The organism is Ralstonia sp. SA306, from assembly GCF_054792405.1.
On sequence record NZ_CP096451.1, the window covers coordinates 3,090,126 to 3,103,047 of the forward strand.

The 12,922-nt window shown below is 64.7% G+C and carries 9 protein-coding genes; 4 read left to right on the forward strand and 5 right to left on the reverse strand.

What is annotated here, in order from left to right; all coding sequences use genetic code 11:
- Positions 1-22 precede the first annotated feature (22 nt).
- Complete coding sequence (rodA, locus tag M1D44_RS14630; protein WP_037031841.1) at positions 23-1,174, forward strand: rod shape-determining protein RodA; 1,152 nt, start codon at positions 23-25, stop codon at positions 1,172-1,174.
- 36 nt (positions 1,175-1,210) lie between these two features.
- Here the strand turns inward: rodA and M1D44_RS14635 are convergent, their stop codons facing one another.
- Positions 1,211-2,899 (reverse strand): AMP-binding protein, encoded by a 1,689-nt coding sequence (locus M1D44_RS14635; RefSeq protein ID WP_316852923.1) that lies wholly within the window; start codon positions 2,897-2,899, stop codon positions 1,211-1,213.
- A gap of 450 nt (positions 2,900-3,349) precedes the next feature.
- Here M1D44_RS14635 and M1D44_RS14640 point away from each other — a divergent pair, with 450 nt between their 5' ends.
- The gene (locus tag M1D44_RS14640; RefSeq protein WP_024977062.1) at positions 3,350-4,288 is read left to right on the forward strand and encodes a LysR family transcriptional regulator; all 939 of its coding nucleotides are present in this window, start codon (positions 3,350-3,352) and stop codon (positions 4,286-4,288) included.
- Between the two features lie 73 nt (positions 4,289-4,361).
- On the opposite strand, the gene M1D44_RS14645 is transcribed toward M1D44_RS14640, so the two are convergent.
- The 4 genes from M1D44_RS14645 to M1D44_RS14660 form a co-directional block, all read right to left on the reverse strand.
- The gene (locus M1D44_RS14645) at positions 4,362-6,992 is read right to left on the reverse strand and encodes a DNA topoisomerase III (protein ID WP_316852924.1); all 2,631 of its coding nucleotides are present in this window, start codon (positions 6,990-6,992) and stop codon (positions 4,362-4,364) included.
- Between the two features lie 255 nt (positions 6,993-7,247).
- A complete protein-coding gene (locus M1D44_RS14650; protein WP_024977064.1) occupies positions 7,248-7,628 on the reverse strand; it encodes a thioredoxin family protein in 381 nt (126 codons plus the stop codon).
- A 62-nt stretch (positions 7,629-7,690) separates the two neighbouring features.
- The gene (dprA, locus tag M1D44_RS14655) at positions 7,691-8,899 is read right to left on the reverse strand and encodes a DNA-processing protein DprA (RefSeq protein ID WP_316852925.1); all 1,209 of its coding nucleotides are present in this window, start codon (positions 8,897-8,899) and stop codon (positions 7,691-7,693) included.
- 25 nt (positions 8,900-8,924) lie between these two features.
- Positions 8,925-10,112: a LysM peptidoglycan-binding domain-containing protein gene (locus tag M1D44_RS14660; RefSeq protein WP_024977066.1), complete on the reverse strand. Its 1,188-nt coding sequence runs from the start codon at positions 10,110-10,112 to the stop codon at positions 8,925-8,927.
- A gap of 252 nt (positions 10,113-10,364) precedes the next feature.
- Here M1D44_RS14660 and def point away from each other — a divergent pair, with 252 nt between their 5' ends.
- A complete protein-coding gene (def, locus tag M1D44_RS14665; RefSeq protein WP_024977067.1) occupies positions 10,365-10,880 on the forward strand; it encodes a peptide deformylase in 516 nt (171 codons plus the stop codon).
- 10 nt (positions 10,881-10,890) lie between these two features.
- Entirely contained in the window at positions 10,891-12,915 is a 2,025-nt protein-coding gene (locus tag M1D44_RS14670; protein WP_316684394.1) for an ArnT family glycosyltransferase, read from the forward strand.
- Positions 12,916-12,922 lie beyond the last annotated feature (7 nt).

Sequence of the window (12,922 nt, forward strand, 5' to 3'; positions counted from 1 at the left end):
ATTTGCGCTTGAGGATCTCGCCATGGACAAACTGGACAAGCGCCGCATATTCAACATCATCAAGTCGCTCTTCACCGGCTTCGATGGCCCGCTGGCGCTGATCGTCTTCCTGCTGCTCGGCACGGGATTGGTCGCGCTGTATTCGGCCGCCATCGACATGCCGGGCCGGGTGGAAGACCAGGTCCGCAACATCCTGCTGTCGTTCGTGCTGATGTGGATCATCGCCAACCTGCCGCAGCAAACGCTGATGCGCTTTGCGGTGCCGCTCTACACCGTCGGCGTGGCGCTGTTGATCGGCGTGGCGGCGTTCGGGCTGATCCGCAAGGGCGCGCGGCGGTGGCTCAATATCGGCGTGGTGGTACAGCCTTCCGAGATCATGAAGATCGCCATGCCGCTCATGCTGGCGTGGTACTTCCAGAAGCGCGAGGGCGTGATCCACTGGTATGACTATCTGGCGGCAGCCTTGCTGCTTCTGATTCCCGTGGGACTGATCGCCAAGCAGCCGGACCTGGGCACCGCGCTTCTGGTGCTGGCGGCAGGCATCTACGTGATCTACTTTGCCGGGCTGTCGTGGCGGCTGATCGTGCCGGTGCTGGTAATTGCTGTCACGGCGATCACGCTGGTGGTGTCGTTCGAATCGCGCATCTGCGCTCCTGGCGTGAACTGGCCGATCCTGCACGACTACCAGCAACACCGCGTGTGTACGCTGCTCGACCCGACCACCGACCCGCTCGGCAAGGGCTTCCACACCATCCAGTCGATCATTGCCATCGGCTCGGGCGGTGTGACAGGCAAGGGATGGCTGAAGGGTACGCAAACCCACCTGGAGTTCATCCCCGAGAAGCACACCGACTTCATCTTCGCGGTGTATTCGGAGGAGTTCGGGCTGGTGGGCAACGGCGTGCTGCTGTTCCTGTATCTGCTGCTGATCTTGCGTGGGCTCTTTATTGCAGCCAATGCCGGGACGCTGTTCGGGCGCCTGCTGGCTGGGTCGATCACGCTGATCTTCTTTACTTACGCCTTCGTCAACATGGGCATGGTGAGCGGCATCCTGCCTGTCGTGGGTGTGCCGCTGCCGCTCATCAGTTACGGGGGGACAGCGCTTGTCACGCTGGGCATGGGCATCGGCATCCTGATGAGCATCGCCCGGCAGAAACGCTTCGTGCAGACCTGACAAAACGGCCGCCAGAATTTGGCGGCCGTTTCGTTTTCAGGCGGCGATGGCTTCTTCGCGCAGCAACCTTCGCAGCACCTTGCCCGTTGCGGTAGCGGGCAGCGCATCATGGAACTTCACGCGCCGCGGCACCTTGTACGGCGCCATGTTGTCGCGCGACCAGGCAATCAGCTCGGCTTCCGAGAGCGTCACGCCGTTCATCGGCACCACGTGCGCGCAGACGACTTCACCTTTGTCGGGATCGGGGATGGGCGTCACGGCCACTTGGCGGATGCCCGGGTGGCGCGAGAGGAGCGCCTCGACCTCTTCCGGAAACACGCTGTAGCCCGACACCTTGATCATCTCCTTGATGCGGCCCTGCCATTGCAGCCAGCCGTCGGGCGAGACCTGGCCGATATCCCCAGTGCGCAGAAAGCCGTTGTGCAGGACGGCGCGCGTGGCCTCGTCGCGCTGCCAGTAGCCACGGAACACGCCCGGGCTGCGGATGGTGATTTCGCCCGCTTGGCCGGGGGGCAGTTCGGCGCCGGTATGCGGGTCGACGATGCGTACCTCGGTCTGCGGGACGATCTTGCCGTGCCACCCCCAGCGTGGCGCATCGGCAGGCGTGATGGCATCGCAGGTGTGGGTTTCCGACAGGCCATAGGCCGCTTCATAGATGCGGCACTGCGGGCCGGCAAAAGCACGCCACTGCTCGGCAATGGCTTCGGTCAGCGTGACGCCGAAGCTGGTGCATGGGTTGGCCACCAAGGATTCCATACGGTACTGCGCGGCGTCCGGATGCGCCATGACGGCCAGGTTCATTGGCGTCATGCTGTACCAGCGTGTCACGCGGTAGCGGTCGATGGCCTGCAGCACGGCCAGGGGATCGAACCGATAGAGCAGGATGGTCGTCGCGCCGGAATACAGCATCACGTTCATGCCCATCAGCATGCCGGCGATATGGGACAGCGGCGCCACCGCCAGCATCACGTCCGAAGCATGGATGCCGCTGACCTGCACCGTGACAGCGGTCTTGTACAGCGCGTTGCGGTGCGTAAGCATGGCGCCCTTCGGGCGGCCTGTGGTGCCCGAGGTGTAGACCATCAGCGCCACTTCGTCGAGGTCAACGGTGATGGCAGCCACGGCATCGCGCTCGGCCACATCCACGGGTTCAGCCATTAGTTGCATCAGGTCGAGCTGCGCGGCACCCGGCTTGTTCCTGAGCGGCGGAGCAGACGAGGCATCGGCGGCAATCAACTCGGGCGGCACGGCCAGCGCCTTGCGGCACGCGGGCTGCGAAGGCTGCAGATCGGCATAGCGCGTGGTAATGACAGTCGTGACAGACGTACCCGGCCGCGCGGCCTCGACAATGGGCATCAGGTCAGCCGCCGCCACCAGAATCTTGGCGCCGCAATCGGCCAGTTGGTCGCGCAGTTCGTGCTGACGCGACAGCGGCCCGCACGGCACGACGATGCCGCCCAGCTTGGCCGTGGCCAGATGGGCCACGATGGCTTGCGGACAGTTGTGCAGAAACAGCGCAACGCGATCGCCGCGTGTCACGCCCAACCGCTGCAACTGCACCGCCAGCCGCGTCGAGGCCTGGTCCAGCTCCCGCCAGCAGATCGTGCGGCCGTACCACAGCAGCGCGATGCGCTCGGGCGTCTGCTGCGCATGATGGGCGCAATACCGGTGCAGGGGCATCTCGCCCGCCAGATAATTGACCGGTTCGCGGTTCTGGATGGTCATGTGGTGTCTCCTCGGCCGCCGGCATCGCGGGGCGACACATCGGCCGTGATGGCTGCCCTCGTTGCGGGGCGCTCATGCGGGTCAGGGTTCGCGGCATCCATTGGTCGAGTATGGCGAAGCCATATGGCCACCGCCGCACCGATTTGCGCAAGACCGCGTTCCACCCACGATTCGGGTCAAACATGACCTCGCGCAAGACGAATCCCAAAAAATCTACCGCTCGGTATAGAGTCTCTGCGCAAATCTGCTGTTGCGTCAATCGGTGAGAAGTCGGATACGCAGCCCTGGCAACGAAACATCGTAAACGTAACTGGGGCGGCATTCTCACATGAGCGTGCACTCACATTCAAGGAACGCCCCTAGGCAGTGAATTGCTTGTGTCAATATTAAACATTTGCTGTCACGACAGATTTGTTCTATTTTTGACAACAAATTATGTGAGAGGCTGGAATGGATCGTTTGCAGTCGATGCGGGTGTTTTCCAAGGTGGTGGAGCTTGGCAGCTTCGCCCGGGCGGCCCAGCATCTGTCGATGAGCAATGCCGTGGTCACACGTTACGTGGCCGACCTTGAGGCGCATCTCGGCACGCGCCTGCTCAACCGCACCACGCGCAGCCTGTCGCTGACCGACGTGGGCGAAACCTACCTGCAGCGCTGTGCGCAGATCCTGCTCGACATTGACGAGGCGGAATCGCTCGCCACGTCGCGCAGCCAGGCACTGGTCGGTGGCCTGCGCATCGTTGCCCCTGTCATGTTCGGGCTGCATGTGCTCCCGATGTTGCTCGCGCGCTTCCAACAGCTTTATCCCGAGGTGACGTTTGACGTGGCGCTGTCCGACCGCCCGATCGACATCGTCGAGGACGGCCGCGACGTCGGCATCATGGTCTCGGAACTCGGCCTCGGCTCGCACCTGGTGGCGCGCCGCATGATTTCCGCCGAGATGGTCATGGCAGCCACTCCCGCTTATCTCCGCCAGCATTCCACGCCGCAGCGCGCCGAAGACATTGCCGAGCACCGAGTCATTGCGATGTGGCACCCGCAATTGCGCCACGAGTGGGAGATGAGCACCGCCGACGGCCAGTCGATTTCGGTGCCGGTGCAGCCCTCGCTCGTCACCAGCAACGCCGAACTCATGCACCGCGCGGTGCTCGCCGACATGGGCATCGCGATTCTGTCGTCGTACATGGCCCGGCCGGACCTGGAGTCTGGACGCCTGGTGCGCGTCCTGCCGCAATACAAGCTGCCGCATCGGTCGCTGTCGCTGGTGTATCCGAGCCGCAAGTTCCTGCCGACAAAGGTACGCACGTTCATCGATTACATGCTGGCCCAGGCGATGGAGGTCAAGCACAGCGAGGCGCGCGCCGGCCGAGGCCTGAGCGAAGCCGCATAAGCCACGCCCTATCGCCAAAGCAAAACGGGAGGACAGCGTCCTCCCGTTTGCGTTGGTCCCTGCGAAACCGCGTTCAGGTCTCGCTGGTGCTTTCCTCGTCGGCCTCGGTTTCAGCGGCTTTCTTGCGTGCCGGCGCCTTCTTGGCTGCCGTCTTGCCTGCGGTCTTGGCCGGCGCCTTCTTGGCGGCAGGCGTTTTAGCCGCAGCGGTCGTCTTCTTCGCCGCGGTCTTGGCGCCGGGCTTGCCCTTGCCTTCGCCGCGCGGCTCGAATTCGAAGCCGATCTTGCCGTCCGGTTGCTTGACCAGGAACGCCTTGAAGTTGCGGCCCGTGCGCGCCGACTTGAAGCCGGTCAGCAAGTCGGTCTTGCCCTCGGCCAGCAGCTTGGCCAACTGCTCGCGGCTGATCTCCTGCTGCAGGATGATCTTGCCGGTGGTGAAGTCGCAGGTCTTGGGCTGCGCCACAGCGTTTTCGCACACGTACTTCAGGCCGTGCTCGTAGACGTTGCCGTTGCACTTGGGGCAGTGGCCGACGCTTTCCTGACCCGAGAAATCGACCGGCTCGCCATCGTCTTCGTCGTTCTGGCCGAAGTCGAACTCCATCTTCCAATGACCATCTTCCTGCGCCAGCTTGAGGATGGCCGCAAACGGACGGCCCATCTTGCTGCGGAAGCCCTGCAACGGGCCGATGGTCTTGTTGGTCAGCAACTCCTCCACCTCGTCCAGCTCGAACTGGCGGCCACCCGGAATCTTGCTGATCGAGAAGTCGCAGTGGCTGCAGGCGAAGCGGCGGTAGTTTTCCTTGACCACGTGGCCGCATTGCGGGCACGGCGTGGAAAGCGTTGCGTAGTCGCCGGGGATGGTGTCGCTGTCGTATTCCTTGGCGCGTTTGACGATCTGCTGCGTCATCTGCGCGATCTCGCGCATGAATTCGTCGCGCTCCAGCTGACCACGCTCGATGAGGGAAAGCTTGTGCTCCCAGCCGCCGGTCAACTCCGCTTGCGTCAGTTCCTCCACGCCCAGGCCACGCAGCAGCGTCATCAGCTGGAACGCCTTGGCGGTCGGGATCAGTTCGCGGCCTTCGCGCACAAGGTACTTTTCCGTCAGCAATCCTTCGATGATGGCCGCGCGGGTGGCTGGCGTGCCCAGGCCCTTGCCTGCCATGGCTTCGCGCAACGCATCGTCGTCGACGAGCTTGCCGGCGCCTTCCATGGCGGAGAGCAGCGTCGCTTCGTTATAGCGTGCGGGCGGCTTGGTGGTGAGGCCAACCGGCTCGATCTTGTCCGTCTTGACCTTCTCGTCCTTGGCGACCGGCACGAGGTTCGCATCTTCGCCCTGCGCCTCGCGGCCGTACACGACCAGCCAACCCGGGTTCACCAGCACCTTGCCTTCGGTCTTGAAGTGATGCCCGGCCACCTCGGTCACGCGCGTGGTGACCTGGTATTCGGCCGCCGGGAAGAACACCGCCAGGAAGCGGCGCACCACCAGGTCGTACAGCTTCTGCTCCGGCTCCGACAAATTCTTCGGTGCCTGCAGCGTCGGGATGATGGCGAAGTGATCGCTGATCTTGCTGTTGTCGAAGATCCGCTTGTTCGGCTTGACCCACTGGTTGGCGAGGATCTTCTTCGCGTGCGTCAGATAGTTGGGCGAGCTTTCGCCCAGCATGTCCAGCGTCTGCTTGACCGTGCCCAAGTAGTCTTCGGGCAGCGCGCGCGAATCGGTACGCGGATAGGTCAGCACCTTGTGCTTTTCGTACAGCGCCTGCGCCAGGCCCAGCGTGTTTTTGGCCGAGAAGCCGAAGCGGCCGTTGGCCTCGCGCTGCAGGCTCGTCAGGTCGAACAGCGCCGGCGACATCTGCGTCGACGGCTTCGATTCTTCCGTCACGGTGCCCGGCTTGTCGCGGCACGCAGCCACGATGCTTTTGGCCTCGGCCTCGCTCCAGAGGCGCGAATCGCGCTGCTCGGGGTCGAACTCGTTCCTCTTGAACTTCGGGTCGAACCAACGGCCTTCGTACAAGCCGGCCGCGGCGATGAATTCAGCGCGCACTTCCCAGTAATCGCGCGGGACGAAGCGTTTGATCTTCTCTTCGCGCTCTACCACGATCGACAGCGTGGGCGTTTGCACGCGGCCCACGGTGGTCAGGAAGAAGCCGCCACCCTTGCTGTTGAACGCAGTCATGGCGCGCGTGCCGTTGATACCGACCAGCCAGTCGGCCTCGGAACGGCAGCGGGCAGCATCGGCCAGCGGCATCATGTCTTCGTTGCTGCGCAGCTTGCCAAAGCCATCACGGATGGATTGCGGCGTCATCGACTGCAGCCACAGCCGTTTCACCGGCAGCTTGGTGTTCGCGTGTTGCGCGATCAGGCGGAAGATCAGTTCACCTTCGCGCCCCGCGTCACAGGCATTGATCAGGCCGGTCACGTCCTTGCGCTTGATCAGCCGCGTCAGCACCTTCAGGCGCGATTCCGACTTGGCGATCGGTCGCAGATCAAAGTGCGGCGGGATCACCGGCAGATGAGCGAAGCTCCATTTGCCGCGCTTGACTTCGTATTCATCCGGCGCGGCAATCTCGACCAGGTGGCCAACAGCCGACGAGAGGACGTAGTGGTCGCTCTCAAAGTACTCGTCGTGCTTGGTGAAGCCACCCAGCGCGCGCGCGATATCAGCGGCGACCGACGGTTTTTCGGCAATGATGAGAGCCTTGGACATGTGAGCGGATCCTGGCGATCGCAAGTAATCGGGTAAAGAAGAAGTCGCTTTTCTATAGCGACCGTTCGCGTGTTTTTTTTAGAGTCTTATGGCAACGCCTGCCGACTTCAAGTGCCCCGGGCGCTTGTCAGCGCGCCCGGTGGGACGCCATCAATCACCGGTCGGTCCCAAATTTGGCCGCCAATCATAAGCGCGGTTCCTTTTCAGGCGCAATAGAGTGGCGCATGCATCGCTTAGTGTTGTCAAGACCGGCGATCACGCCGATTCCAGCAGCCAGCCTCGCAAGTCCGGGGCCGATGGCACTACGGGAGCAACGCCCAGATCACGCGAAAGCAATCCCTCAACAACTCCCGGGTGAGGCAAGACTGGGCCGAAAAACAACACATCGCTCCCACGCTGCACTAGCAGGGTTGGGAAGTTTTCAACGTCGTAATCGCCCAGCGCGTCGGCATGGTCTTCGACATCGACCCAGACGAAGCAGTACTCCGGATGCCGTTCCGCCATCTCGGTGAAGGTCTTGCGATAGCTGCGGCACGTGCCGCACCACTCGGCGCACAGGCACGCCACCAGCAGTTGCCCCGAGCGAATGCGCGCGTGCAGCGTGGCGGCGTCGGTGTCAGGCGAGAGCAGTGGCATGAAAAAAGGCGCTAGGCGACCAGCGGAGTGACGGTGGGGTCGCGCTTATTGTAGGCACGCTTTCACGGAAGCCGCAGGAAGCGCCCGCCGGGCTGACGCTCCACGCGGCCATCCAGCTCCAGCGCCAGAAGCTGTGCAGAGAGCGCAGCAGCAGCTTCGCCGGTGCGCTCACACAAGGTATCCAGATCGACGGGATCAAAACCGAGCGCGTCGAGCAATGCGGTTTCGGAAGCACTTGGCGCCGGGCGCGCGGCTGGGCCCGGCGCGGCCGGGGACGCCTCGGCCGAGGCCGCGCGCGTCGCACGTTTGGCCGGCGCAGCAGCACGCCCCCAGCCAAGTTCATCGAGGATATCGGCAGCGGTTTCCACAAGCTTGGCACCTTGCTTGATCAGCAGGTGGCAGCCCTTGGCCAGCGGCGAATGGATCGACCCCGGAATCGCAAACACATCGCGCCCCTGCTCGGCCGCCAGCCGCGCGGTGATGAGCGAGCCAGACTGCGCCGCGGCTTCTACAACCAGAAGCCCCCGCGCCAAACCCGAGATCAGGCGATTGCGGCGCGGGAAGTTCTCGGCACGTGCGCCCATCCCCAGCGGGTATTCAGAGATGATCACGCCAGCCTCGGCAATGCGATGCGCCAGCGCCCGGTTACGGGCCGGGTAAACAATATCGAGCCCCGTACCCACGACTGCGATGGTGCTCCCTGGGCCCGCGAGCGCGCCCTCATGCGCCGCCGCATCAATGCCGAGCGCAAGGCCTGACACAACCGTCACGCTCGCCATCGACAGCGCCTGGGAAAACGCGCGCGCGTTGTCGATGCCGGCTGCCGTGGCGCTGCGCGCGCCCACCACGCCCACCGCCGCTGCACGCAGCAGCGAGGCATCGCCCTTCGTGTAAAGCAAGGTCGGCGGGTCCGGCAGTTCGAGCAAGCGGGGCGGATAGCCGCGATCGGCCAGCGTGAAGATGGCATTGCCGGGCTCGTTCACCCAGGCGACGGTGCGCTCGATCAGCGCCGCAAGCGTGTCGTCGGGCTCGGCGAGTACCGCGCGCGCTTGCCGCTCGGGCAGCACCTTCGCGAGCGTGGCATACGGCTGGGCAAAGATGTCTTGCGGCAACCCGAAGGCCGCCAGCAACTGCCGCGCGGCGACGGGCCCAACGCCGGGGGTTTCAGTCAGACGCAGCCACGCGGCCAGTTCAGCAGGATCGCGCGTACAGGAAAGGGAAGCTGTGGAATCGGCCGCGGCGGGCGCCGCGACCTGGGATGCATCGGTCAAATCAAGGACTGCGTTAGCGCGTAGTTCAAGGTTGCGGCGACATCGGGTTGCTGACGCTGTCGCCCACTTCCACGGCGTTCGATGCGTCCGTCACCAGCGCATAGGCTACGTGCGGGAACACACGGAACACGAAGGCCAAGCCGTAGCGCTCTGCGGGCAATTGCACGGCCTCATTGCCGGCCGTCGCGTCCTTCACGACGGCGCCAGCGCGCGCCAGCGACAGCACGTGGCCCGGCTCAAGCCCCTGCTGGCTGCCGATGTTCAGCACAACCACCTGGTCGGTGCCGCCAAAGCGCACACCACCCGTTACCTTGGCGACCGCGCCGTGCACGTCGCCTTCCGGCGCATGCGGCACATAGCGCACCGGCACGCGCGGCGGCAGTGGCATCAGTTGCGAGCCGACGCCCATTTCTTCCTTGGACGACAGCACCTCCATCTTGGTCACGGCCTGCGGGCCGGTCGCCGCACGCACCACGCGCAGCGTACCGAGGAAGTCGGCTTCGTAGCCGAGCACGTTGCCCGTCACGGGGTCCTTGAGCGGCCGGACCGGGCGATACGCCTGCCATTCGGCGCCGGCCTGGCCGCCTTCACCTGCGGGCAAACCGCGGGCGTAGGCGTTTTCGCCCTTGCCCAGATAAACGCGGCCCTCGGGCAGCGAGAAGATGCGCGCCGGCGTGGCCAGCGTTTCTTCATCCACCACGATCGGCTGGGTCAGGAAGGGCTCGATGGCGGCGGAGGGAATGCTGGAGATGGCGTCGCCATCTTGTCCCGACACGCGGGTATGCGGCGACAGGCGCACCGTGCTGCCATCCGCCGATGCCGGCGAACTCGACAGCCAAGCACGGCCATTGGCGTGATGCAGATACAGGATCTGGCCCGGATAGATCAGATGCGGGTTGCGAATCTGCTCGCGGTTCATGCCCCACAGCTCGGGCCAGCGATAGGGCCGCTTGAGGTATTTACCCGAGATTGCCCACAGCGTGTCGCCACGGCGCACGGTGTACTGCGCGGGCGCGGTGGCAGACAGTTCGGATTCCGGGATGCCCGCTTGGGCAGCCGTCGCGGCCTGCGCCTGTTGCGCCGGCGTCACAGTGCGCTCGGCGGCGTGGGCGGCGCCCATGCAGAAAAGCGCTGCCGCGGCAACCGCCGAGAGGGCGCAAACGTAAGGCTGGCGCGCTTTCGTGGCGGTTTGCATGGCGGGCTGAGAGAGCATCGGTGTGTTACGATGGCGCATTATTCTATGAAGAATCGGCGAGTGGTCCGCGTGCCTGTTCGACGCCTCACCGCCGCAGCTGTACGCAGTTCTGCGTCGCAGCAAGAGGGGTATGGCATCCAACATTCGTCAGGCTTTTTCCTAAGCCATGTGGCGGATAGCGCCCCCGATTCTGCATGACATTCCAAGCGATCGCAATTGAAGGCAACCCCTCGTTAGCGTGGCCTTCTGCAACCGTTGTTGCCAAGCATCATGGCCCTACTGAATATCCTGCAATACCCTGATCCGCGGCTGCACAAAGTCGCCAAGCCGGTTGCCGTTGTCGATGACCGCATCCGCAAACTCGTGGCGGACATGGCCGAGACCATGTACGAGGCGCCCGGCGTTGGCCTGGCCGCCACGCAGGTCGACGTGCATGAGCGCGTGATCACCATCGACGTGTCGGAATCGCGCGACGAACTGCGCGTGTTCATCAACCCCGAGATCATCTGGGTAAGTGATGAGCACAAGGTCTGGGACGAAGGTTGCCTGTCGGTGCCCGATATCTATGACAAGGTTGACCGCCCGGCCCGCGTGCGCGTGCGCGCACTGAACGAGAAGGGCGAAACCTTCGAGCTGGAGGCAGACGACCTGCTGGCGGTGTGCATTCAGCACGAGATGGATCACCTGATGGGCAAGGTATTCGTCGAATACCTCTCGCCGCTCAAGCAAACGCGCATCCGCTCCAAGCTCAAGAAGCATCAACGCGACGCGGTACCGCAGCGTTGAACGCGTTCCCATGCCTGCCGACGTCGGCGCGCGCCCTCGCTCCCTCCCGCTGATGCCGATCGCTCCCGCTGACGCAGGCACGCACGCCAGCCCGCGCCGCCTGTCGGCACTGCTGGTGCGGCATTGGCGTGCTGTCGTCCTGCTGATGTTGTGCGCGTATTTCGTTGCGGGCACGTTCTGGCGCGCACCCTGGAAGGCCGACGAGCCGTATTCCTTCGGCATCGTCATCAACATCATCGAGCGTGGCGACTGGGTCGTTCCCAACGTCGCCTTCGAGCCGTTCGTCGAAAAGCCCCCGCTGATGTACTGGACGGGCGCGCTGGCCGCGCTGGCGCTGCCCGACATGCCGCCGCACGAAGCGGTGCGCGTGGCGGTGCTGTTCTGGATGGCGCTGACATGCTGGGCGGTCTGGCGCACGGCGCGCCTGCTGCGCAGCGAAGCGCGCGACTGGCGCTTGCGCGTCGGCGCAGACCTCGCGCGCGGACGGCCGGGGCTGACCCTGGCCGCACGCCGCGAAGCCGGGCTCGACGCCGGCGGCGCTGCGCTGCGCGACTATGCGTTGGGCGCGCTGCTGCTATTTGCCGGCTGCGTCGGGTTGGTTGAGCACGTCCACAAGTTCATTGCCGATGTCCCGCAACTGGCCGGCACCGCGATCGCCCTGTATGGCCTCGTGCGCTTCGTCAAAGAGAGCGAAGCCGGGGGCGCAAAGGGCGTCGACGTGCTGCATCCGGCATTGTGGTTCGGCACGGGCATCGGTGTGGCGTTCCTGGGCAAGGGCGTGCTCGTGCCTGGGCTGTTCGCCATCACCCTGCTGGCGGCGATCGCACTGCTGCCGGATTTCCGCAACCGCCAGGCATGGCGCTTCTATGGCCTCTCGCTGCTGGTGGCGTTGCCGTGGCTGGTGATCTGGCCGGCCATCTTCTGGCGCGAATCGCCGGACTTGTTCATTGAATGGTTCTGGGTCAACAACCTCGGCCGCTTCTTCGGCTTCTCGCATCTGGGTGGCGAGAAAGGGTCGCTAGCGACGACCGTCCGATCGATCTTCCTGACCGGCACGCCCGCGGTGTGGCCAGCGGTGGCCGTGTTGGGCGTGTCGCTGTACAAGCTCGTGCGGCAACGTGGGCACGGCGCGCGCACGGCGTGGCTACTGCCGTACCAGGGGCACTTGGTCGTTGCGTTGTTCGTGCTGGCCACGATTGCCGTGGTGCTGCGCTCGGCCGTACTGCGCGATGTGTACCTGATGCCGCTGCAACCCGCCTTGGCTTTGTTAGGTGCGCCGATGCTTCTCCTGATTGCGCCCGCGTGGCGCGCGCGTGCATGGGGTGCGGCGGTGACGTTGTTTGGCGCGCTCGGGCTGGTAGTCTGGGCCGTGTGGGGCGCCCTCGTGACCAGCGGCGGGCAACTGTTGCCGAGCTGGCTGGCCAAAATGCTGGGCCGCGTGCTGCCGTTGCCGTATGACATGCTGATCCATCCGGTCGCCGTATTGGCGGCGGGGGGCATTACGGCGCTGTGGGCTGCCTGCGTGTGGCTGCGGCCGGCGCGCTCCGGCGTGGTGGCGTGGGCGGCGGGCCTGGGCATGGTGTGGGGCCTGCTCGGCACCCTGCTGATGCCGTGGGTGGACGATGCCCGCAGCTACCGCCCGCTGTTCCAGGCGATCAAACCGGTGCTCGAATCTGCGCAGATCTGCGTGGCCACGCGCGGCATGGGCGAAAGCGAACGCGCCCTGATGCACTACGAAACCGGCGTGCGACCCGTCAAATGGCTCCTGGGTCACAGCGGTGCCGGCGACGCTCACCACCCCAACCCGACCGCACGCACCTGCGACCTGATCCTCGTGCTCGAAAAACGCCCGGAACATGCCCGCCGCCGCCCCCACGGCAATAACTGGGAAATGGTGTGGCGCGGCAGCCGCCCGGGCGACACCAACGAAACCTTCTCGCTGTTCCAGCGGCGCAGTAATGGCGTGTCCGAGGCGCTGCCGTCGCCCGAGCCCATCGTGCCGCTGACCGACACGCCGCATCGCGGCCGTCGCTAAGCGCAAT

What these genes read in the sequence shown, in the direction of transcription:
- M1D44_RS14640 (WP_024977062.1), top strand. Translation starts at nt 3,350, where the DNA reads ATGGATCGTTTGCAGTCGATGCGGGTGTTTTCCAAGGTGGTGGAGCTT.
- M1D44_RS14635 (WP_316852923.1), bottom strand. Translation starts at nt 2,899, where the DNA reads ATGACCATCCAGAACCGCGAACCGGTCAATTATCTGGCGGGCGAGATG.
- def (WP_024977067.1), top strand. Translation starts at nt 10,365, where the DNA reads ATGGCCCTACTGAATATCCTGCAATACCCTGATCCGCGGCTGCACAAA.
- M1D44_RS14645 (WP_316852924.1), bottom strand. Translation starts at nt 6,992, where the DNA reads ATGTCCAAGGCTCTCATCATTGCCGAAAAACCGTCGGTCGCCGCTGAT.
- rodA (WP_037031841.1), top strand. Translation starts at nt 23, where the DNA reads ATGGACAAACTGGACAAGCGCCGCATATTCAACATCATCAAGTCGCTC.
- M1D44_RS14650 (WP_024977064.1), bottom strand. Translation starts at nt 7,628, where the DNA reads ATGCCACTGCTCTCGCCTGACACCGACGCCGCCACGCTGCACGCGCGC.
- M1D44_RS14670 (WP_316684394.1), top strand. Translation starts at nt 10,891, where the DNA reads ATGCCTGCCGACGTCGGCGCGCGCCCTCGCTCCCTCCCGCTGATGCCG.
- M1D44_RS14660 (WP_024977066.1), bottom strand. Translation starts at nt 10,112, where the DNA reads ATGCTCTCTCAGCCCGCCATGCAAACCGCCACGAAAGCGCGCCAGCCT.